This window comes from Streptomyces sp. NPDC047061 (assembly GCF_040643955.1).
Classification (GTDB): domain Bacteria; phylum Actinomycetota; class Actinomycetes; order Streptomycetales; family Streptomycetaceae; genus Streptomyces.
On the sequence record NZ_JBEYVI010000002.1, the window covers coordinates 520810 to 540309 of the forward strand.

Sequence of the window (19500 nt, forward strand, 5' to 3'; positions counted from 1 at the left end):
GCGTCAGCTCCCGAACAGGACACGAGCGGCGTGGCCGAGAACGGGGTAAACGGCCCCGGCCATCAGGACGACCCAGACACCGACGACCGTCCAGAGCATCTGCTTCTGGTAGCGCGGCCCCTTCGACCAGAAGTCGACGGCGATGACGCGCAGGCCGTTGAGGGCGTGGAAGAGGATGGCGGCCACGAGGCCGTACTCCAGCAGTGCGACGATCGGCGTCTTGTACGTGGCTACGACCTTGTCGTAGTCCTCGGGGGAGACGCGGACGAGAGCGGTGTCCAGCACGTGAACGAACAGGAAGAAGAAAATGAGGACGCCGGTGACTCGGTGAGCCACCCAGGACCACATTCCTTCCCGGCCGCGGTACAGCGTTCCAGCCGGCACGGAAGTCCCTCCGGGAGCGGGGTATCGGGGCCGCGCCGGCTTGTGCTGTCGGTCGGGCCCGGCCGGGTACGGTCCACCGGCCCCCAGCATCGTAGCGAGGCGTCAGCGCTGGGCTTACGCCGGGCCTACCGGTGTGATCAAAGTGGCACGCGGATGGGTGAGCGCCGACGGGACCGGGGGTGGTCTGTGCGGTTATCTGCCGGGTGCGGCGCCGTTGGGGCTGGTCGCGCAGTTCCCCGCGCCCCTTAGGAGGGACTGCAGCCGTTCCCTGGCAAGGCGCCGGAGCTCCTCGGCTGCCACGACCCGTTCCTCTTCCGGATCGTTTGTCAAACGTGACCGGATGCCCTCCAGGATGCGGTCCAGGGACTCGGCGGGCGGTGTGTCGCCCAGGTAGATGACGAAGACGTGGCCGAATTTGGCCTCGTAGGCCGCGTGTGCCGCCGTCAGCGCCGTGTGGGCCGCCGAGTACGTGTCCTCGGGCAGCTCCGGCAGGCACTCGCCCGCCAGCGCCTCGGCGAGGTCCCCCGGCGACAGGTCGTACGTCGCCTCGTCCGCCGCTGCCAGGAGGGACTCCGCGTCGGGGTAGGGGCGGTGGTCGGCGATGCGGCGGGACCAGCGCAGGCTGTGCAGGCAGTGCAGGAGCAGCGCGCCGGCCTCGTCGTCGGGGGCGGCGTTGAAGGCGTCCAGCGGGGTGGGGAGGTGGGGCAGGCGGTGGGCGGGCAGCGTGGGTCCTCGCGTCACGGGCGATGTGGCAGGGGGTGTGGTGAGAGAAGTGTCGTCGACGTTATCGAGGACGTTCACGGGGTGTCCGTCGGTTGCCTGAATTTCACCCGAACGGGAGAGTTTCGGATTGGGTCGGTGACGGCTGCGCGGCTGATGCGTCGTAAGTTGTAGCTGTGAGCCAGCACAGGCGGAGGCCGTCGGCACGACGGGGCGTGCGGAGGCGGGCGGTGGTGGTCGCCGCGGCCTTCGTGGGGACCGTCGCGCTCGGTACCGGCATCGGTGTATGGGCCTCCTCGGGCGACGACGGCGGCAGCGGCGCCGGAGCGGCCCGGCAGCCCTCCGGCAGCGCGGCGGCGGTCTCCTCCGCGGCGAGCTCCGGGGCCGCGACCCCCGCTCCCACGCCCACCCGCAGCTACCCGCTCTCCCAGGCCCCCCGCACCATCCCCGCCGTCCGCTCCCACACCGCCGCCCGCGGCCCCGGCTGGCGCCCGCAGCAGGGCGGCCGGGTCGTGGTGAGCAACGCGGCGCTGGCCGACGAGGGGCGGCTGACCGCGGGCGAGCTGGGGCTGTCGTACGCCGGGCAGAAGGGCGCGGACGAGGACGTCAGGCCGGGTGACCTGCGGCTCGACCTCGGCGGCACGGGGGACCCGGAGTCGTACACGATGACCGTGCGCGGCGGGTCGGTGCGGATCAGCGGGCCCGGTGACGCGGGCGTCTTCTACGGCACCCGGACGCTGAAGCAGGAGGTGCACGGCGGCGGCACGGCCCCGGAGGGGGTCGTACGGGACCAGCCGGCCAAGCCGCAGCGCGGGTTCATGCTGGACATCGCGCGAAAGCCGTTCACCGCGGACTGGATAGAGTCCCGGATACGAGAACTCGGCGACCTGAAGTTCAACCAGTTCGGGCTGCACTTCTCCGACGACCAGGGCTTCCGGATCGAGTCCGACACGCACCCCGAGATCGTCTCCCGGGACCACCTGACCAAGGCGCAGGTCGAGGAGATCGTCGCGGTCGCCGCGAGCCGGCACATCCAGGTCGTGCCGGAGATCGACTCGCCGGGCCACCTCGGCGCCGTCCTCGCCGCCCACCCGGAGCTGCAGCTGCGCAACACGCAGGGCGTGGCCACCAGGGGCGCCGTCGACATCTCCAAGGACGCCTCGGCGAAGCTCGTCGACGACCTGCTCAACGAGTACGCCGACGTGTTCCCCGGCTCCTACTGGAACCTCGGCGGCGACGAGTACCAGGCCCTGACCGTCGCGAACCCGCAGACCTCCTACCCGCAGCTCGCGGCCGCCGCCCGGCAGGCGTACGGCGCCTCGGGCACCGTCGCCGACCTCACCACCGGCTGGCTGAACGCCCGCGCCGCCACCGTCCGCGCCCACGAGCGGACCGTGCGGGCCTGGAACGACGGCTTCCTGCGGGGCACCTCCGTACAGCCCGACCAGGACCTCCAGGTCGGCTACTGGACCGGCAAGGAGAACGGCGCCCGGCAGCCCGTGGAGTACCTGAGGGCGGGCCGCAAGGTGCTCAACTACAACGACGAGTACCTCTACTACGTCCTCGGCGAGCCCAACACCTTCGTCTACCCGACCGGACAGCGGATCTACGAACAGTGGATCCCGCGCATGCTGCGCGGCACCACCGCCGTGGCCGCGCGGTACGAACCCCAGGTCCTCGGCGGCTCCTTCGCCGTCTGGTGCGACCTCGCGGGCTCCCAGACCCAGGACCAGGTCGCGGCCGGCATCCGGATGCCGCTGCGGGCCACGATCCAGAAACTGTGGGACCCGGGCACCACCCCGACGATGTCCTGGACGGACTTCAGGAACCTCGCGAACAGACTGGGCTGACACGGCAGGGACGAGGTCGCAGCGGCAAGGAGGGCGACAACAAGGGCGGCGACAAGGGTGGACGTACGGCGGTGACGGGCCGTATGTTCCGCATTCCGCGCGCGGGCCTGGGGAGGGTTCCGTGCACTGCCGCGTTCCGGGGGACCCGTCTTGATCTGCGCCCGCTGCCATCACTTCGCCGCCGCGCCCGGCGCCACCCTCTGCCATCGCTGCCTCGGCGACTCGACGGAGCCGGTCCCGGCCTTCGGCAGCACGCCGGGCCTGTGGCTGCGCTCGCCCGTGGGACTCGGCTGGGCCGCCGTCGTCCTGCTCGGGGTGGTGATAACCGCGGACCTGTTCGCCGTCTGGGCGGACTTCCTCCAGTACGACGCCACGGGCGCGCTGGCCGACGGCGAGACCGGCGCCGCCGCGTTCCGCCGGGCCGACCGCGCCGACCAGGTGCTGGGTGTCGCCGCCGGAGCCCAGGCCGTCTCGCTGGTCGCCTGCGTGGTCGTGTACCTGTGCTGGTTCCAGCGGGTGCGGGCCAACGCCCAGGTGTTCGACCCGCTCCGGCAGAGCAAGTCGCCGGGCTGGGCGATCGGCGGCTGGTTCGTGCCCATTGTGAACTGCTGGTACCCGCGCCGGATCACCCTCGACATCTGGGACGCCAGCAGTCCCTGGGGCACGACCCGTTCGCACGCGCTGGTCAACGCTTGGTGGACGCTGTGGCTGGCCTCGCTGTTCGCCGACCGTGTCGCGACGACCGACTACGGCGACGAGGCCGAGGGCGCCGCCCAGGTGCATGACGGCGCCCTGCGGCTGATGGTCTCGGACTCCCTGGACATCGCCGCCGCGGTTCTCGCGATCCTCGTCGTGCTGAGGCTGACCCGGATGCAGCACGAGAAGGCGATGGCGGGCACCGCCCCGGCCGCGCTCTGACGCAGGGTCGTACGACCGCGCGACCGCGCGACCGCGCGACCGCACGACCGCACACGTCTGGCGGACTCCCGTACCCCTGTGGTGTATTCGGCGCGGGACGAGTCGGGGACACAGGGGGACGGACATGGGCCACTGGGGGTATTTCGTCGTCGGCCGGGGCGAACCGGCGCCCGACGGGGGCGTCCTGCGGACCTCGGCCCCCGGCGGCTGGCGCGTCTGGCAGTACGACAGCCCCGACGCCGACGTCGGCAGCATGAACGCCCTCGCCGCGCGCACCGGTGCGCCGGCGCTCTTCGGCTACGTCATGGACGGCGCCTGCGTGGTCGTCGAGGCGGCGGCGCCGGAGAGCGGCGGCTGGACCACCTGCCTGGGCCGGGCGGCCGCGGCCCGCCTGCTGGCGGTCGACGAGCAGGGACTGTCCCTCGACGACTACTTCCTCGAACCCCGCGACGCCGCCGACCGCGCCGTCGCCTGGGCCGCCGAGGCCGGGCACACCGTCGGCGCCGACGCGCTCCTCGCCGTACTGACCGCCGACCCCGACCCGGAGGCACCATTGGCTCAAAACCCATTCTTCGGACTCCTCCGGGTCCTGGGTGTCCTGCCCGTGTGACACTGCCGTACCGTCGCACGCAGTTAGGGAAAGTACGGGCTCTGTGCATGTCGGGCCTTGGTATGTACCGTTTCTGGGAGGCGTGGGATGAGCCTGGTGGAGCTGATCGCTCAGGCCGATGAACGCGGACTGGCTGCCAGCGGGTTGGCCTGTTTGGATCGGTGCGTGCCCCTGCTGGGCGGGGACGACCTGGTGCTGCGGCCGCTGTGGACGAGCCTCGCCGACGGCTCCGGCTGGAGCGAGGGCCTGGAGAAGGCGCGCGGCTCGCTCGGCGCGGGTGAGGAGACCGGCGAGGGGACCGGAGGGCAGGCCGACGAGGCCGAGACACTCGCCCGGCGGATGCTCGACGCCGCGCCCGCGTCGCAGGAGGACGCCGGCATCCGCCTGTGGGCCGACGCCTGTTCCGTCGCCGCGCTGCAGATCCACCGGCTCCTGGACCCCGCCGAGGACCGGGCACCCTCGGTGGACAGCCGCCGGGAGGGCGGCACCGAGGGCATGTCGCCGCTGGTCGCCGCCGAACTCCGCCGCCAGGTCACGGTCCTCGAACTGCTCGCCGGGCACGGCGCGGCCGGGCTGCGCCGCGCGCTGGACATCTCCACCGAGGGCCGCCGGGTGCTGCGCGCGGTGGTGTCGCGGCGGGCCCGCGGGCGCGGGTGAACCATTCGTGAGGGCGGTGCGGGGGTCCTGCGCCGGTTGCGGGAACACTCCCGGATCCGGGTGACGAAACCGCCGCCCACCTCGCTCTTCCTTGTGTGACAGCCCACTACGTGACACCCCGCCAGGGGACCGCGCCGCAGCAGACCAGGCCGCACGCCGCCGCCCGACCGGCCCGGTGGGCGGCGGACGCCGTGGCGATGATGCGCGAAGGCGCTCGGGTCCGGCTCGACTACTCGGCGCAGAGCCTGTGGCGGGTCGACCGGGTGATCGAGGAGATACGCCGGGAGGGCCCGCCGTACGACGCCGTGCGGGAGACCCTGCGCGGTCTCGGGGCCTACGCCGGCGAGGTGATCGTCCGTCAGGCCGGCGCCGAGTGGTGGGCGTCCGGCGGCGACCACTGGGTCCGCACCCCCGACGGCCGGCTGTGGGACCCGATCGAAGAGGCCCGGCGGTGCTACGGCGGCCACGGCTCGCTGCGGCTGCTGTGCCGGGACGCCCTGGGGTAGCGGCGCCGGGATGCCAAGCCGCCGTCGGCAAAAAGACCGTAATAAGAGACGCGGGCGTTCCCAAGTGGTCGGCGCGGGAGCACGATTGCCCCATGGCCGACAACCGACGCTGGTGGGCCCTCGTCGTCATCGCACTGGCCCAGCTGATGGTCGTGCTCGACATGACCATCGTCAACATCGCGCTCCCCTCCGCCCAGGTCGCCCTGCACATGTCCGACGGCAACCGGCAATGGGTGATCACCTCCTACACCCTCGCCTTCGGCGGACTGCTGCTGCTCGGCGGCCGGATCGCCGACCTGGCCGGACGCAGGATCGCGTTCATGACCGGCCTGGTCGGCTTCGCGGCCGCCTCCGCGCTCGGCGGGGCCGCGGTCAACCAGGGGATGCTGTTCGGGGCACGGGCCCTGCAGGGCGTGTTCGCCGCGCTGCTCGCGCCGGCTGCGCTGTCGCTGCTCGCGACGACGTTCACCGACCCGAAGGAGCGCGGGAAGGCGTTCGGCATCTTCGGCGCCATCATCGGCGCGGGCGCCGCGGTGGGGCTGCTCGCGGGCGGCTTCCTCACCCAGTACCTGGACTGGCGCTGGTGCCTGTACGTCAACGTGCCGATCGCCCTGGCCGCCTTCGCCGGCGCCTGGGTCCTGCTGCCCGGCGGGGGCCGCCATCCCGACGCCCGCCTCGACGTCCCCGGCGCCCTGCTCGGCTCGGCCGGCATGCTCGCCCTGGTCTACGGCTTCTCCGAGGCGGAGTCCCGCGGCTGGACCGACGGCCTGGTCCTGACGCTGCTGATCGGCGGGGTCGCGCTGCTCGGCCTCTTCGGGTACTGGCAGACCCGCGCCCGGGTGCCGCTGCTCCCGATGACCGTCGTACGGGACCGGCAGCGCGTCGGCGCGTTCCTCACCGTGCTGCTGGTGACCGTCGGCATGTTCGGCGTCTTCCTCTTCCTGACGTACTACATGCAACGCGTCCTCGGCTACTCGCCCGTGAAGACCGGCGTCGCCTACCTCCCCATCACCGTCGGCATGGTCACCGGCTCCACCCAGGTCGCCGCCCGGCTGCTGCACCGGGTCCCGCCCCGCGTGCTGATGGTGCCCGGGCTGCTGCTCGCGGCCGGGGCGCTGGCGCTGATCGCCCAGGTCGGCGTCGAACCGGCCTACGCCTCGCACATCCTGCCCGGCATGCTGATGCTCGGCCTCGGCATGGGCACGGCGATGATGACCTCCGTCTCCCTGGCCACCGGCAACGTCGCCCCGCGCGACTCGGGCGCGGCCTCGGCCACCTTCAACACCGCCCAGCAGGTGGGCGGTTCGATCGGCACGGCACTCCTCAACACCATCGCCGCGAGCGTCACCACCCGGTACGCCACCGCACACGCCGCGAGCATCCCGGACAGGACGCTGCTGGCGGCGAAGGCCGCGGTGCACGGCTTCAACGTGGCCACCTGGTGGGCGATGGCCGCGCTGCTGCTGGGCGCCCTGATCGCCGGCGTGGTCGTGAACGCGGACCGGGCCCCCACCCCGCAGGCCGCGCCGGAGCGGACCCCGGAACCGGTGGACTCGGCCACCTGAGCCCGGGCGGCGGGACCCCCCCTCCGGCAGCTGTGAACTCCCTGTGTGACGTTTCCGTCCCGTGCGGCGCAGGTGCTCGTGGGAGCCCGCGCGCGCCACCGCGGGTGCCGCACGGCAGGCAACGGCACGCAACAGCAGGCAACGGCACGGGTTCGGGTTCGGCAGAGCCCGATTCGCACTCGGCACGGACGAGGATCGCGTTGGGCGAGGGAGGGGAAGCCCGCCGCGTACAGGCGTACGACGGCGAGCTCGGCGCGGCCGTGGCACGCGCCCAGGAGGGCGACGAGGCCGCCTTCGCGGTCGCCTACCGGCTGGTCCAGCCCGGCCTGCTCGGTTACCTCCGCGGGATCGTCGGGGACGACGCCGAGGACGTGGCCGTGGACGCCTGGCTGGAGATCGCCCGGGACCTGGGGCGGTTCCAGGGCGACGGGGCCGGTTTCCGCAGCTGGACGGCGACCGTCGCCCGGCACCGGGCCCTGGACCACCTGCGCCGGCAGCGGGTACGGCCCCGGCCGTCGGCACCGGAGCACGACCTGCTGGACCTGCCCGCCCGCCACAGCACCCACGACCAGGCACTGGAGGCGCTCTCCACCGAGCGCGCCCTGGAGCTGGTCCGCTCGCTGCCGCGCGACCAGGCCGAGGCCGTGCTGCTGCGCGTCGTGGTCGGCCTCGACGGCCCGGCCGCCGCCCGGGTTCTCGGCAAGCGCCCGGGCGCGGTGCGCACCGCCGCCCACCGCGGGCTCAGGGCCCTGGCCCGGCGGCTGGGTGTCGGGGACGGGACACGGGAGGACCCCCGGACACCGCCGGGGGAGCCGGACTGAACGCCGACGGCGTCATGGACGTCAGGGCCGCCACGACGGCGGGCCGCCGCAGAGGGAGGGACCGGGACATGGGCGAACGGCACGGCCACGACACCGGCCGCGGTCGGCGGCACCCGGTGCGCGGACCCGGGTCCGGACCCTCCGGCCCGCTGCTGGAGGCCCTGCTCGCCGCCGCCATCCGCGTGGACGACGTCGACACCGAGGGCGAGCGCCGGGCGGTCGCCGCCTTCCGCACCGCCCGCGACACCGGCGCACACCGCTCGCGCCCGCGCCGCCGCGACGACTGGCGGCCCGCCCGGCCGACGACCGGCTGAGCCGGGCATTCCCGGGCCGTGGGCGTCCGGCCGATGTGAGGCACCGCACATCGCGCTTCATCAAGGCCGGGACAGCAAGCGCGCGTCGCGGGGGCACCCGAGCCGGCGTCCGGGACGGCTCGGCGCATCGTGCCGGGAAGGATCACCTGAGGCGGGCGGCGGGATGGTCGCGCCGGCCCTCGAATCTGTGCATCGCCGCAGGTCAGAGGGGTGAACCGAGGCAACGGCCGGGGCCGCCACCCCCCACAGGAGAGGCCCCGGCCGTCGCGCGGCACGGACCGCGCGGCGGCCCGTACTCTGTTCAGCGCCATGACTGCGTTTTCTGTCACACCCCGGGGCGTCACGAGTTAGTTGCACTTTGTACGGACGTGGACGGCGAGCGGTTTCAGGTCGTAACGTGCAGTTCGCGCCGGGGCGCGGACGACGCATGACCACCGCAACGATCCGCGGTCCCGAACACCGCAACCATCAATTGAGGAACCACGACGGCGAGAACCACGTCCGCGAGAGCGGCGCCGGTTTAGGCGCAGAGTAGGTATCGGGTGCTGGGGGACGACGCGGAGCTGACTGCCGCGGTGCGTGCGGCACAGGACGGGGACGAGACCGCGTTCCGCATCGTCTATCGCGCGGTCCAGCCACGCCTGCTCGGATACGTCCGAACGCTGGTCGGTGACCCGGACGCCGAGGACGTCGCCTCCGAGGCCTGGCTCCAGATAGCCCGCGACCTCGACCGGTTCAGCGGTGACGCGGACCGGTTCCGCGGCTGGGCCGCCCGGATCGCCCGCAACCGCGCCCTCGACCACGTACGGATGCGCGGCCGCCGCCCCGCGATCGGCGGCGACGAGACGGAACTGGCCGGCCGGGCCGCCGACTCCGACACCGCAGGCGAGGCCATCGAGGCGCTGACCACCGACTCCACCCTCTCCCTCATCGCCCGGCTGCCGCAGGACCAGGCCGAGGCGGTCGTCCTCAGGGTCGTCATGGGCCTCGACGCCAAGACCGCCGCCGAGACCCTCGGCAAACGCGCCGGAGCCGTCCGCACGGCCGCCCACCGCGGCCTGAGGAAACTCGCCGAGATGCTCGGCGCCGACCCGGAGAAGGCGGGCGTCCTGGACGCACTGCCGCCCCAGCGAGAACCGAATGAACGTGCGGTGACGTCCGCGAGTGTGACGCATACGCGTTCGCGGACGCAGAAGGACATGTGATGGCCGACGAGCAGTACAAGTGGCTGAACCGGGTGACGGCGGAACGTCTGCTGCGCGGTGAGTCGCTCGAAGCCGTCGACGCCTCCTCCCGTGACCAGGCAGAACGCCTCGCCACGACGCTTGGCGCGCTCTCCGCGCGAGCCACGCCGGACACCGTCGAACTTCCCGGTGAGGAAGCCGCGCTGGCTGCCTTCCGCAAAGCGCGCGAATCCGCCGAGGACGCACGGACCGCCGCCGCCATGGCGAGCGGCGCGGCCGCCCGGCCGGCGAGGGGCGGACGGCAAGCCGACGCGGGCCTCTTCCGTATCGGTGCCGGTGCCGGTGCCGGTGCCGGTGCCGGTGCCGGTGCCCGGCCGGCCCGGGGCGCGGGCTGGGCCCGCCCCGCACGGCTCGGCCTCGCCGCCGCGCTGACCGTCGGCATGCTCGGCGGGGTGGCGGTGGCCGCCGGCACCGGAGTGCTGCCGACGCCGTTCGACGACAACCCTCCCGGACCTGCCGCCTCCGTCTCGGCCGCCGGCACCCCGGCACGCCCGGGCGGCACGTCCTCGCCCGAGTCCCTGCTCGGCGGCGAGACCGGCACACCCACCTCCGGCGCCACGTCCGGCGGCTCCGGGCAGACCTCGCCCACCCCGTCCGGCAAGCCGAGGACCAGGGACACCGGCTCGCCCGGCCTCCAGGTCGGCGGCTGGAGCGGTGCGCTGACGTCCTGCCGCGCGATCCAGAACGGCAAGACCCTGGGCGCCGACCGCAAGCGGGCCCTGGAGGGCCTGGCGGGCGGCGCCGGCCGGGTCGACAAGTTCTGCAAGGCCGTCCTCGGCACCGGCCTGAACGGCAAGGGCGACGCCTCCGGCGACGGCAAGGACGACGGCAAGGGCGACGGCAGCGGTCAGGGCGGCCAGGGCGGCCAGGGTGACAACAGCGGCCAGGGCGACGACGGCCGGCCCGGCAGAGGCACCGGCAGTGGAAGTGGCAGCGGCTCGGGCGGCGGCAAGGGCAACGACCCCCGCGAGAACGGCGTGGCCACCCCCGCCCCGACCTCCTTCGTACCCCTGCTGCCGAACCGGCCCGTCACCTCGCCCAGCCCCACCTACAGCGCGCTTTGACCTTTACGCACCGCTGTGACCTGCGATTTTGAAACTCGCTGAACTTTTTTCCCGCGGGGTGTGACGTTTTCGGCGGCGACGGCGCAGTACTGAGTGAGCCGACTGGTCATCGGCCGTCGCACAGAGCCGGGGTTCCCCCCGTACCCGTGGCTCGTGCATCGGCGCGGGCGGGACACGTTCCCCCGGTCCCGCCCGCGCCCCGCACGTTCTTCGCACGTCACCCGCTCACCAGTAGACGACGACCTTGTCGCCGCTGCGCACCTGCGCGAACAGATCCGCGATCGCCGCCTCGTCCCGCACGTTGACGCACCCGTGCGAGCCGCCCGCGTAGCCCCGGGCCGCGAAGTCGTAGGAGTAGTGCACCGCCTGGCCGCCGCTGAAGAACATCGCGTACGGCATCGAGGAGTGGTAGAGCGTCGACACGTGGTGGCGGGACTTCCAGTAGACGTGGAACACACCCTCACGGGTGGGGGTGTACTGCGCCCCGAACCGCACCGACATCGTCGACACCGTGCGCCCGTCGATCATCCAGCGCAGCGTCCGGCTGGTCTTGCTGATGCACAGCACCCGCCCGGTCAGGCACCGCGGATCGGGCGCGGCGGCCGGCTGACCGCCCATCAGGTACAGCTCCCACTTGCCCGGCTTGTGCGTCATCCGCACCAGCCGCCGCCAGGTCACGGCGTCGGTCTCACCCGTCCGCGGCAGCCCGCGCTTGCCCTGGAAGCCCTTGACGGCCCGGGCCGTGAGGTCGTCGTAGGTCCCCGTCGGCCCGTCGAACAGCCAGGCGACCTGGCGCAGCCGGGCCTGGAGCTCGCGGACGCCGGTGCCGGTGTCGCCACGGGTGAAGACGATGTGCGGCGGGACGGTCACGACGGCGGACGGGGAGGGCGCGGAAGCGGTGGGAGTGGTGGGAGCGGCGCCGGCGGGCGTCCGGCTGTGCGGCAGGTCGATGTGGACGGGCGAGTGCCCCTTGGCGTCCCCGCCGTCCGGCGGCTGCACCGTGCACCCGCACAGCACGGCCAGTACGGCGGCCAGGATCCCTGAGTACCCCGAGACCTTCATGCCGAGGATGCTTCCCCGCGTGACCGCCGCCGAACAAGGGGGCATCGTGGGAACCGACAGACGTACCGGCGTGTTCGGTACAACGGCACACTGCGGAGGTCCCCCACCATGGTCCGTGAGTCGGAGTCCGGACTGCCCGTCGAGCCGGTCTACGGCCCGGGGGACCTGGCAGGGTGGGACCCGGCCGGGAAGCTCGGCGAGCCGGGGGCGTACCCCTTCACCCGGGGCGTCTACCCCACGATGTACACCGGCCGCCCCTGGACCATGCGCCAGTACGCGGGCTTCGGTACGGCAGCGGAGTCCAACGCCCGCTACCGGCAGCTCATCGCGCACGGCACCACCGGCCTCTCCGTCGCCTTCGACCTGCCCACCCAGATGGGCCACGACTCCGACGCGCCCCTCGCGCACGGCGAGGTCGGCAAGGTGGGGGTGGCGATCGACTCGGTCGACGACATGCGGGTGCTGTTCGACGGGATCCCGCTGGACAAGGTCTCCACCTCGATGACGATCAACGCCCCGGCGGCCGTGCTGTTGCTGCTGTACCAACTGGTGGCGGAGGAACAGGGCGTCGGCGCGGACCGGCTGACCGGCACGATCCAGAACGACGTCCTCAAGGAGTACATCGCGCGCGGCACGTACATCTTCCCGCCGAAGCCCTCCCTGCGGCTGACCGCGGACATCTTCAAGTACTGCAGGGCCGGGATCCCGAGGTGGAACACCATCTCCATCTCCGGCTACCACATGGCCGAGGCAGGGGCCTCTCCGGTGCAGGAGATCGCCTTCACGCTCGCGGACGGTGTCGAGTACGTGCGCACGGCGGTCGCGGCCGGCATGGACGTCGACGACTTCGCACCGCGCCTGTCCTTCTTCTTCGTGGCCCGTACGACGCTCCTGGAGGAGGTCGCCAAGTTCCGTGCGGCGCGCCGGATCTGGGCACGGGTGATGCGCGAGGAGTTCGGCGCGCGGGACCCCAGGTCGCTGATGCTCCGCTTCCACACCCAGACCGCCGGAGTCCAGCTGACGGCCCAGCAGCCGGAGGTGAACCTGGTCCGGGTGGCCGTGCAGGCGCTGGCCGCGGTCCTCGGCGGCACCCAGTCCCTGCACACCAACTCCTTCGACGAGGCGATCGCGCTGCCGACGGACAGGAGCGCGCGGCTGGCGCTGCGCACCCAGCAGGTCCTGGCGTACGAGACCGACGTGACGGCGACCGTGGACCCGTTCGCGGGTTCGTACGCCGTGGAGCGGATGACGGACGACGTGGAGGCGGCGGCCGTCGGCCTGATGCGGAGGGTCGAGGACCTGGGCGGCGCGGTGGCGGCGATCGAGCACGGCTTCCAGAAGGCCGAGATCGAACGCAATGCCTACCGCATCGCCCAGGAGACCGACGCCGGCGACCGGGTGGTGGTCGGCGTCAACCGCTTCCGGCTCGACGAGGAGGAACCGTACGAGCCGCTCCGCGTCGACCCGGCCATCGAGGCCCGCCAGACCGAACGCCTCGCGCGGCTGCGCGCCGACCGGGACGGACCGGCCGTCCGCTCGGCCCTCGCCGCCCTGAAGAAGACCGCGGAGGGCGACGACAACGTCCTCCACCCGATGAAGGAGGCGCTGCGGGCGCGGGCCACGGTGGGGGAGGTGTGCGACGCGCTGCGGGAGGTGTGGGGCGGGTACGTCCCGACGGACGCCTTCTGACCCGCGGCGGGGGCGTTGTCAGACGTCCGTGCGAGACTTCTTCGCATGTTCGGCGTCATCGACCTCCCCACCTATCTGGCAGGACTCGTCCTGATCGTCCTGCTGCCCGGCCCCAACTCCCTGTACGTGCTGTCCGTCGCCGCCCGCCAGGGGATCCGGGCCGGATACACCGCCGCGGCGGGCGTGTGGTGCGGGGACACCGTGCTGATGACGCTGTCCGCGGCCGGGGTCGCCTCGCTGCTCAAGGCCAACGCCGTGCTGTTCGGGATCGTGAAGTACGCGGGCGCCGGCTATCTCACCTGGCTGGCGATAGGGATGCTGCGGGCGGCCTGGTCGATGTGGCGGTCGCGGAAGGAGCAGGCGGCGGGGCAGGAGGCGGCGGTCGCCGCGCCGGCGCACGAGCGCCCGTACCGCCGCGCCTTCGTGATCAGCCTCTTCAACCCGAAGGCGATCCTGTTCTTCATCGCCTTCTTCGTGCAGTTCGTCGACCCGGGGTACGCCTACCCGGCCGTGTCCTTCGTCGTCCTCGGCGCCTTCGCCCAGCTGGCCAGCTTCCTCTACCTCAGCGCCCTGATATTCAGCGGCACCCGGCTGGCCGACGCGTTCCGCCGCCGCAGGCGGATGTCGGCGACGGCCACTTCGGCCGCCGGGGTGCTGTTCCTCGGGTTCGCGGTGAAGCTGACACTGGCCAGCGCCTGAGCCACCCCCGGCGCCTGAGCCACCGGGCGGCCCCGGGCGCCGGGGTCACAGGTGCTCGGTCAGCCGTTCCGCGGCCCAGTCGGCCCATTCCGCGGACGTCTTCGAGCCGCGCAGGCCGTATTCGAGGATGAGCCAGCCGCAGACCTGCACCGGGTCGCCGACCCATTCGGCGTTGTCCAGCACGGATTCCAGCGCGGCGAGGCGCTCGCGGTTGATGCGGGCGAAGTTCTCCAGGTACTCGGCGCCCTCCTCGCGGCTGAGCGTCCAGAGGAAGAACACCCGCAGCAGGGCGGCGCTGCGGAAGGCGAGGTCGGTGCCGGGTTCGGTGAGCCAGCCGCGCAGTTCCGCGCGCCCCGCGTCGGTGATGCCGTACTCGCGGCGCTGGCGCGCGCCGGTCCCGGTGACCTCGATCAGACCCTTCTCACTGAGCTTCGCCAACTCGCCGTAGACCTGGCTCTTCTGGGCGGGCCACACGACGGCCAGGCCCGACTCGAACCGCTTGAGCAGGTCGTATCCACTGGCTGGCTGCTCGGCCAGGAGGCCGAGGAGGGCGTGGGGCAAGCTCATGGCCTCACCCTACCTTTCCGGAATTCACCCGTCACGGCTGGACAGAGCAAGATCGACCGGCCATTCTTGGACCGTCCAACATTGGACTCTCGGTCTGTCCCGAAGGAGACACCCGGTGAACTACGTCCGCGGTTTCGCGCCCTGGCTGTGTTACGCGGCCCTGAGCCCGGTCGACTGGCGACTGGGCACGAGCGCCGCCGCCCTGGCCGCTCTGATTCTGTTAGCCGGGCAGCTCCGTACCCGCACGGTCGACCTGCTGACCACTGCCACCTGCGGGTTCTTCGTGGTCACGGCCGGTGTCGCGCTGGCCGATCCCGGCTCCGGCCTCCAGCACTGGATCTGTGCCCTGGCCAACGCCACCCTGGCGGCCACGGCCCTGGCCTCCCTCGCCGTCCGCCGCCCGTTCACCCTCACCTTCGCCCGGGCCGAGGTGCCCCGGGAGTTCTGGGACTCCCCCCGGTTCCTCGGGGTCAACATGGTGCTGACCGCCATCTGGGCGGCCGGGTTCACCCTCGGCGCGCTCGCCTGCGCCGCCGTCGTCGACTACGACCACTCCGCGACGGTTCCGCTCGTCACCGCCCAGGTCCTGGCCTTCGTCCTCCCCTTCGCCGTCGGCGGCCGGTACGCGGCACGGGCCAGGGCCCGCGCCGCGCAGGCCCTGGCGTGACCGCCCACAGGTCCGAACGTCCACAGCTCCGAACGTCCACACCTCATGACCGTCCACAGCTCTACGAGAAAGCAGCAGAAGATGCCCGACACCCGCGCGCAGCACATCGCCGGGCCGCAGGAGGAGACCGCGAAGACCGAGCAGGCGGGGGAGGCGCAGCAGGCCGGGGCGGCCCACGGCGGCCGGCCGGTGAGTCCGGAGCGGCTGATCTACTTCTCGGACGCGGTGGTGGCCATCGCCATTACCCTGCTCGCCCTGGAACTGCCGGTCCCCACCGGGGAGGTCCACGGCAACAGCGGTGTCCTGCACTTCCTGCGTGAACACCTGACGGAGTACGTCGCGTTCCTGGTCAGCTTCTGGGCCGTCGCCATCCACTGGATGATCCATCAGCGCCTGTTCCGGTACGCGACCGGACTCTCGGGCGGTGCCATCCGCTGGAACCTGCTGTGGCTGCTCGCGATCGTCCTCATGCCGTTCACGACGAAGCTGCTGACCAGCGAGGCCGACGCCTACCAGGTCCAGTTCATCGTGTACGCGGCCGACCAGGTCCTGGCCTGCCTGTTCTTCCGGCTGGCCTTCGCGGACCTGCGCAGGTCGGGCGCGCTCGACACCTCCGATTCGTCGGAGGCCGTCTCCGGCACGCTGGGCTGGCTGACCGCGATGATGCTGGCCTTCCTCATCTCCATACCGGTCGCCCTGGTCACCCACTGGGCGTCCCTGTGCTGGGCCCTGTTCCCGGCGATACGGGTCGGTCTGCGCGGTCTCCAGCGCCCCGCAAGGGGCGCGGGGCTGTACTGATATGCGGCTCCGCCGCGTGGGCGCGACCAGCCACGACGGTGCCGCGGCCGCCTGACGACCCGACGCGGCGCTCCCGGCGGAGCGCTCAGGCTGCGGCGAAGGCTCCGGTGCGCTCCGCGTAGGCCCGCAGTCCCTCCGCGGCCGTCTCGCCCGCCCAGCCCACATAGCCGTCCGGGCGGACCAGGAACACGCCCGGGCCGTACGACTCCGGGGCCCGCAGGCCGTCGACGCCGGCCACGGGTTCCGGGGTCAGCAGGGTCCAGTGCGGGCCCCGGAACGCGTCGAACATCCGCACCCCGTCCGCGTTCCGCCCGTCCGGCGCGCGGTCGCCCGCCCGTACCGGCCCCGGGTGCGCCCGGGTCTCCGCCGTCAGCGAGGACTCCCGGTAGCCGAGCGCCAGCTGGACCGTCGCCTCGCCCCGCCGTACCTCACCGTGGTGGACGCTCGTCGAGAGGCCCAGCATGGCCGCGGCGTTCGGGCGGCGCTCCTCCTCGTAGGTGTCGAGGAGGGCGTCCGGGGCCCGGCCGGCGAGGACCGCGGCCAGCTTCCAGCCCAGGTTGTAGGCGTCCTGGACGCTGGTGTTCAGGCCCTGGCCGCCGGCCGGGGAGTGGACATGGGCCGCGTCTCCGGCGAGGAAGACCCGGCCCACCCGGAACCGGTCGGCCAGTGCGGCGCGGGGACGGAAGTCGGAGGCCCAGCGCACCTCGGTGATGTCCGCCGCGTCGAGGTGGCTGTACGTCGTCACCAGCCGGCGCAGGCCCTCCAGGGACAGGTCGATCCGCGTGCCCTCGGGCAGCCGGGCGCCCAGCTGGAAGTCGTCGGTCCCGGCCAGCGGGCACAGCGCCACACCGCAGCCGTCGTCACCGACGAAGGTGTGCCAGTGGTCCCGGTCGAGGCCCCGCACCCGCAGGTCGGCCACCAGGAACGGGCTCGGGTCGACCGACTCGCCGGTCATCCCGACACCCACCGCGCGCCGTACGGTCGAACGGCCGCCGTCCGCCGCCACCACGTACCGCGCGCGAACCGTCGTACCGTCGGCGAGGCCGGCCGTCACTCCCTCCGCGTCCTGCTCCAGACCCGTCAGCCCGCGCCCGAACCCGACCCGGCCGCCCAGCTCCCGCAGCCGCGCGTACAGCACCTCCTGCGTGCGCCACTGCGCGACCATCAGCGGTTCGGTGTACGGCGCCCCCTCGTCCGCCGCCACCGCGTCGAACATCGGCTTCGTGTCGAGCGGCTCGCCGTTCTTCCACAGCAGCCGGGGCGGGTAGGGGCCGCCGGCCGCGCGCATCGCGTCGAGCACGCCGAGGTCGTAGTAGACCTCCTGGGTGCGGGGCTGGATCCCCTTGCCGCGCGAGCCCGGGGACAGCGTCTCGCCCGCCTCCACGACCAGCGCGTCCACCCCGCGCCGGGCGAGGTCGATCCCGAGGGCGAGCCCGGTGGGCCCGGCGCCCACGACCAGTACGCCCACCGCATCCACCGCATCCATCACATTTCTCCTTAACGTTGTTAAGTGTCGTCGACGACAAGGCTGCCCTTAACGCTGTTAAGCTGTCAAGCGTGAGTACGGAACGACGCGCCCCCCTCGACCGCCGCCGGGTCGCCGACACGGCCCTGCGCCTGCTCAACGAGGCCGGACTGGAGGGCCTGACCCTCCGGGCCATCGCCAAGGAGCTGGACGTCAAGGCGCCGGCCCTCTACTGGCACTTCAAGGACAAGCAGGCGCTGCTCGACGAGATGGCGACGGAGATCTACCGCCGCATGGCCGCGGACACCCGGCTCGACCCCGCCGGCACCTGGCAGGACGGACTGCGCACGACGAGCCGGGGGCTGCGCACGGCCCTGCTCGGCTACCGCGACGGCGCCAAGGTCTACAGCGGCTCACGCTTCACCGGCATCGACCACGCCCCGCAGCAGGAGGCGTACCTGCGCCTCGCGACGGAGGCCGGCTTCACCCTCACCCAGGCGGCGGCAGCGGGCCGGACGGTGAACGCCTACACGATCGGCTTCGTGACCGAGGAACAGGGCGTCGAACCCCTCCCGGGCCAACGCCGAGAGGGCTACGACGTGGACGAACGAGCCCGCATCCTGGCCGACTTCCCCTTGTCGGCAGCAGCGGGCCGAGAACTCTTCACCGACTACGACCTCCAGTTCGAGGAGGGCCTGGAACTGGTCATCACGGGAATCGGCACGCGCTACAAAATCCCTTGAGGGCAGCGCGCCCCGTAAGGGGCGCGGGGAACTGCGCGACCAGCCACGACGCACCCGCACTGGCCCCACAGCCGCGCCCCCCGGGCGGCTACCGCGCTACCGCATAGCCCTCCGAAGAACCCGCGTCAGCACAGGCGGCAGCAGATCCACCGCAACCCTCCGCACCCGGCTCCGCCGACGCGGCACCGAGGCGGCCGACGGCGACTCCACCGGCGCCGCAGGCGCTGAAGTCGGCCCAGGCGCCTCCGGCGCATCCCCATAGCGCGACAACGGAAACTCCGGTGCCCGCATCCCCTTCGACTTCAGCCGTATGATCCGGTGCCCCGCCGCCTCCTGCATGCTCAGGTGGCAGTCGCTCCGCCCCCGCACCATCGCGATCAGCTCCTCCTGCACCGGCCCGGGGTCACCCCACGTCCCGTACAGCTTCTGGGTGCTGATGCATATCGGCCGCAGCTCCCCGTTGAGGACCGCCTCCCACGTGGCGATGGAGACACCCGGCGTGTGCTCGGAGCGGAAGTCGTCGAGGACCACGATCCCGTCGGGGAGGAGCAGCTCGCGGGCCGCCCTTATGTCGCCGTGCACGTGCTCGTACAGGTGCGACGCGTCGACATGCACGAACCGGCAGGACTGCGGCGCGACTTCGGCCGGTACGACCGAGCTGGGCCCCTGGAGCACCCGGGGCAGCACGTCGTGGAAGGCGAGGTAGTTCTCCTCGAAGATCCGCCGGGTCAGCCTGCCGTAGGACTTCGTCGACTCCGCGCGGTTCGCGGAGTCGGGCGCGTCGCCCTCGAAGAGGTCGCAGACCGTGAACGACTCGCCGGGCCGCAGGTGCCGGCCGGTGAAGATGGCGCTCTTGCCCATGTAGACCCCGACCTCCAGCAGGTCGCCCCGTGTTCCGGAGGCCTCCTGGCGGCTCAGGAACCAGTCGAACAGCACCTGGTCGAGCACGGGGAACCAGCCCGGGACGTCGTCGAGACGGTGGGGCGGGCGGGTCGTTTCCTGGATGGTGGCCATACGGAAGGGGCACTCCCTCGATACGCGGTACGGAAGCCTGTGAGAACCCTGCGGGCCGCCTGTGTGCGGCAGGGCTCTACGGTGCCTGCCCGCCGTACACCTTCGAAACCAACGGTGCGGTGAACGACGGACAAAACTTCCCC

The 19500-nt window shown here is 72.5% G+C and carries 21 protein-coding genes; 15 read left to right on the forward strand and 6 right to left on the reverse strand.

Annotated elements, in window-relative coordinates:
* Window positions 1-3: 3 nt before the first annotated feature.
* Both sdhC and ABZ887_RS05890 read right to left on the reverse strand, forming a co-directional pair.
* Window positions 4-384, reverse strand: coding sequence for a succinate dehydrogenase, cytochrome b556 subunit (sdhC, locus tag ABZ887_RS05885; RefSeq protein ID WP_071659649.1), 381 nt, complete (start codon window positions 382-384; stop codon window positions 4-6).
* A gap of 192 nt (window positions 385-576) precedes the next feature.
* Window positions 577-1125, reverse strand: a complete 549-nt coding sequence (locus ABZ887_RS05890; RefSeq protein WP_361283267.1) for a 2-oxo-4-hydroxy-4-carboxy-5-ureidoimidazoline decarboxylase — start codon at window positions 1123-1125, stop codon at window positions 577-579.
* Window positions 1126-1334: 209 nt separating this feature from the next.
* On the opposite strand from ABZ887_RS05890, the gene ABZ887_RS05895 reads away from it, so the two are divergent.
* The 10 genes from ABZ887_RS05895 to ABZ887_RS05940 all read left to right on the forward strand — a co-directional run bounded on the left by ABZ887_RS05895 (window position 1335) and on the right by ABZ887_RS05940 (window position 10653).
* A complete protein-coding gene (locus ABZ887_RS05895) occupies window positions 1335-2954 on the forward strand; it encodes a glycoside hydrolase family 20 protein (RefSeq protein ID WP_361283269.1) in 1620 nt (539 codons plus the stop codon).
* Between the two features lie 150 nt (window positions 2955-3104).
* Entirely contained in the window at window positions 3105-3872 is a 768-nt protein-coding gene (locus ABZ887_RS05900; RefSeq protein ID WP_361283271.1) for a DUF4328 domain-containing protein, read from the forward strand.
* Window positions 3873-3996: 124 nt separating this feature from the next.
* Window positions 3997-4482 carry a hypothetical protein gene (locus ABZ887_RS05905; RefSeq protein WP_361283273.1) on the forward strand — a complete coding sequence of 162 codons (486 nt, stop codon included), beginning with the start codon at window positions 3997-3999 and terminating at the stop codon, window positions 4480-4482.
* A gap of 87 nt (window positions 4483-4569) precedes the next feature.
* Window positions 4570-5139: a hypothetical protein gene (locus tag ABZ887_RS05910; protein ID WP_361283275.1), complete on the forward strand. Its 570-nt coding sequence runs from the start codon at window positions 4570-4572 to the stop codon at window positions 5137-5139.
* A gap of 110 nt (window positions 5140-5249) precedes the next feature.
* Complete coding sequence (locus tag ABZ887_RS05915; protein WP_361283277.1) at window positions 5250-5645, forward strand: hypothetical protein; 396 nt, start codon at window positions 5250-5252, stop codon at window positions 5643-5645.
* 92 nt (window positions 5646-5737) lie between these two features.
* Entirely contained in the window at window positions 5738-7210 is a 1473-nt protein-coding gene (locus tag ABZ887_RS05920; protein WP_361283279.1) for a DHA2 family efflux MFS transporter permease subunit, read from the forward strand.
* A gap of 200 nt (window positions 7211-7410) precedes the next feature.
* A complete protein-coding gene (locus ABZ887_RS05925; RefSeq protein WP_361283281.1) occupies window positions 7411-8031 on the forward strand; it encodes an RNA polymerase sigma factor in 621 nt (206 codons plus the stop codon).
* A 68-nt stretch (window positions 8032-8099) separates the two neighbouring features.
* Complete coding sequence (locus ABZ887_RS05930) at window positions 8100-8345, forward strand: hypothetical protein (RefSeq protein WP_361283283.1); 246 nt, start codon at window positions 8100-8102, stop codon at window positions 8343-8345.
* Window positions 8346-8887: 542 nt separating this feature from the next.
* The gene (locus tag ABZ887_RS05935) at window positions 8888-9550 is read left to right on the forward strand and encodes an RNA polymerase sigma factor (protein ID WP_361283285.1); all 663 of its coding nucleotides are present in this window, start codon (window positions 8888-8890) and stop codon (window positions 9548-9550) included.
* Window positions 9550-10653, forward strand: a complete 1104-nt coding sequence (locus ABZ887_RS05940) for a hypothetical protein (protein WP_361283287.1) — start codon at window positions 9550-9552, stop codon at window positions 10651-10653. Before ABZ887_RS05935 ends, ABZ887_RS05940 begins: the two co-directional genes overlap by 1 nt.
* A 225-nt stretch (window positions 10654-10878) precedes the next feature.
* Here ABZ887_RS05940 and ABZ887_RS05945 read toward each other — a convergent pair whose 3' ends face one another.
* Window positions 10879-11715, reverse strand: a complete 837-nt coding sequence (locus ABZ887_RS05945; RefSeq protein ID WP_361283289.1) for a L,D-transpeptidase family protein — start codon at window positions 11713-11715, stop codon at window positions 10879-10881.
* Between the two features lie 108 nt (window positions 11716-11823).
* Here ABZ887_RS05945 and ABZ887_RS05950 point away from each other — a divergent pair, with 108 nt between their 5' ends.
* Together ABZ887_RS05950 and leuE are read left to right on the forward strand one after the other, a co-directional pair.
* Complete coding sequence (locus ABZ887_RS05950) at window positions 11824-13404, forward strand: methylmalonyl-CoA mutase family protein (protein ID WP_361283291.1); 1581 nt, start codon at window positions 11824-11826, stop codon at window positions 13402-13404.
* 45 nt (window positions 13405-13449) lie between these two features.
* A complete protein-coding gene (gene leuE, locus ABZ887_RS05955) occupies window positions 13450-14103 on the forward strand; it encodes a leucine efflux protein LeuE (protein ID WP_361283293.1) in 654 nt (217 codons plus the stop codon).
* 45 nt (window positions 14104-14148) lie between these two features.
* On the opposite strand, the gene ABZ887_RS05960 is transcribed toward leuE, so the two are convergent.
* A complete protein-coding gene (locus ABZ887_RS05960) occupies window positions 14149-14670 on the reverse strand; it encodes a PadR family transcriptional regulator (RefSeq protein ID WP_361283295.1) in 522 nt (173 codons plus the stop codon).
* A 115-nt stretch (window positions 14671-14785) separates the two neighbouring features.
* On the opposite strand from ABZ887_RS05960, the gene ABZ887_RS05965 reads away from it, so the two are divergent.
* Both ABZ887_RS05965 and ABZ887_RS05970 read left to right on the forward strand, forming a co-directional pair.
* Window positions 14786-15337, forward strand: a complete 552-nt coding sequence (locus ABZ887_RS05965) for a hypothetical protein (RefSeq protein ID WP_361283297.1) — start codon at window positions 14786-14788, stop codon at window positions 15335-15337.
* 81 nt (window positions 15338-15418) lie between these two features.
* Window positions 15419-16135, forward strand: a complete 717-nt coding sequence (locus tag ABZ887_RS05970; RefSeq protein WP_361283299.1) for a TMEM175 family protein — start codon at window positions 15419-15421, stop codon at window positions 16133-16135.
* Window positions 16136-16220: 85 nt separating this feature from the next.
* On the opposite strand, the gene ABZ887_RS05975 is transcribed toward ABZ887_RS05970, so the two are convergent.
* Window positions 16221-17621, reverse strand: a complete 1401-nt coding sequence (locus tag ABZ887_RS05975) for an FAD-dependent monooxygenase (RefSeq protein ID WP_361283301.1) — start codon at window positions 17619-17621, stop codon at window positions 16221-16223.
* Between the two features lie 71 nt (window positions 17622-17692).
* On the opposite strand from ABZ887_RS05975, the gene ABZ887_RS05980 reads away from it, so the two are divergent.
* Window positions 17693-18343 (forward strand): TetR/AcrR family transcriptional regulator C-terminal domain-containing protein, encoded by a 651-nt coding sequence (locus ABZ887_RS05980; RefSeq protein ID WP_361283303.1) that lies wholly within the window; start codon window positions 17693-17695, stop codon window positions 18341-18343.
* A 96-nt stretch (window positions 18344-18439) separates the two neighbouring features.
* Here the strand turns inward: ABZ887_RS05980 and ABZ887_RS05985 are convergent, their stop codons facing one another.
* The gene (locus tag ABZ887_RS05985; RefSeq protein ID WP_361283305.1) at window positions 18440-19357 is read right to left on the reverse strand and encodes a class I SAM-dependent methyltransferase; all 918 of its coding nucleotides are present in this window, start codon (window positions 19355-19357) and stop codon (window positions 18440-18442) included.
* Window positions 19358-19500 lie beyond the last annotated feature (143 nt).

Bases quoted from the DNA above. Each gene is read 5' to 3' on its own strand.
- ABZ887_RS05940 (WP_361283287.1), top strand. From the start codon at position 9,550: ATGGCCGACGAGCAGTACAAGTGGCTGAACCGGGTGACGGCGGAACGT.
- ABZ887_RS05960 (WP_361283295.1), bottom strand. From the start codon at position 14,670: ATGAGCTTGCCCCACGCCCTCCTCGGCCTCCTGGCCGAGCAGCCAGCC.
- ABZ887_RS05970 (WP_361283299.1), top strand. From the start codon at position 15,419: ATGCCCGACACCCGCGCGCAGCACATCGCCGGGCCGCAGGAGGAGACC.
- ABZ887_RS05920 (WP_361283279.1), top strand. From the start codon at position 5,738: ATGGCCGACAACCGACGCTGGTGGGCCCTCGTCGTCATCGCACTGGCC.
- ABZ887_RS05930 (WP_361283283.1), top strand. From the start codon at position 8,100: ATGGGCGAACGGCACGGCCACGACACCGGCCGCGGTCGGCGGCACCCG.
- leuE (WP_361283293.1), top strand. From the start codon at position 13,450: ATGTTCGGCGTCATCGACCTCCCCACCTATCTGGCAGGACTCGTCCTG.
- ABZ887_RS05905 (WP_361283273.1), top strand. From the start codon at position 3,997: ATGGGCCACTGGGGGTATTTCGTCGTCGGCCGGGGCGAACCGGCGCCC.
- ABZ887_RS05950 (WP_361283291.1), top strand. From the start codon at position 11,824: ATGGTCCGTGAGTCGGAGTCCGGACTGCCCGTCGAGCCGGTCTACGGC.
- ABZ887_RS05910 (WP_361283275.1), top strand. From the start codon at position 4,570: ATGAGCCTGGTGGAGCTGATCGCTCAGGCCGATGAACGCGGACTGGCT.
- ABZ887_RS05985 (WP_361283305.1), bottom strand. From the start codon at position 19,357: ATGGCCACCATCCAGGAAACGACCCGCCCGCCCCACCGTCTCGACGAC.
- ABZ887_RS05975 (WP_361283301.1), bottom strand. From the start codon at position 17,621: ATGGATGCGGTGGATGCGGTGGGCGTACTGGTCGTGGGCGCCGGGCCC.
- ABZ887_RS05945 (WP_361283289.1), bottom strand. From the start codon at position 11,715: ATGAAGGTCTCGGGGTACTCAGGGATCCTGGCCGCCGTACTGGCCGTG.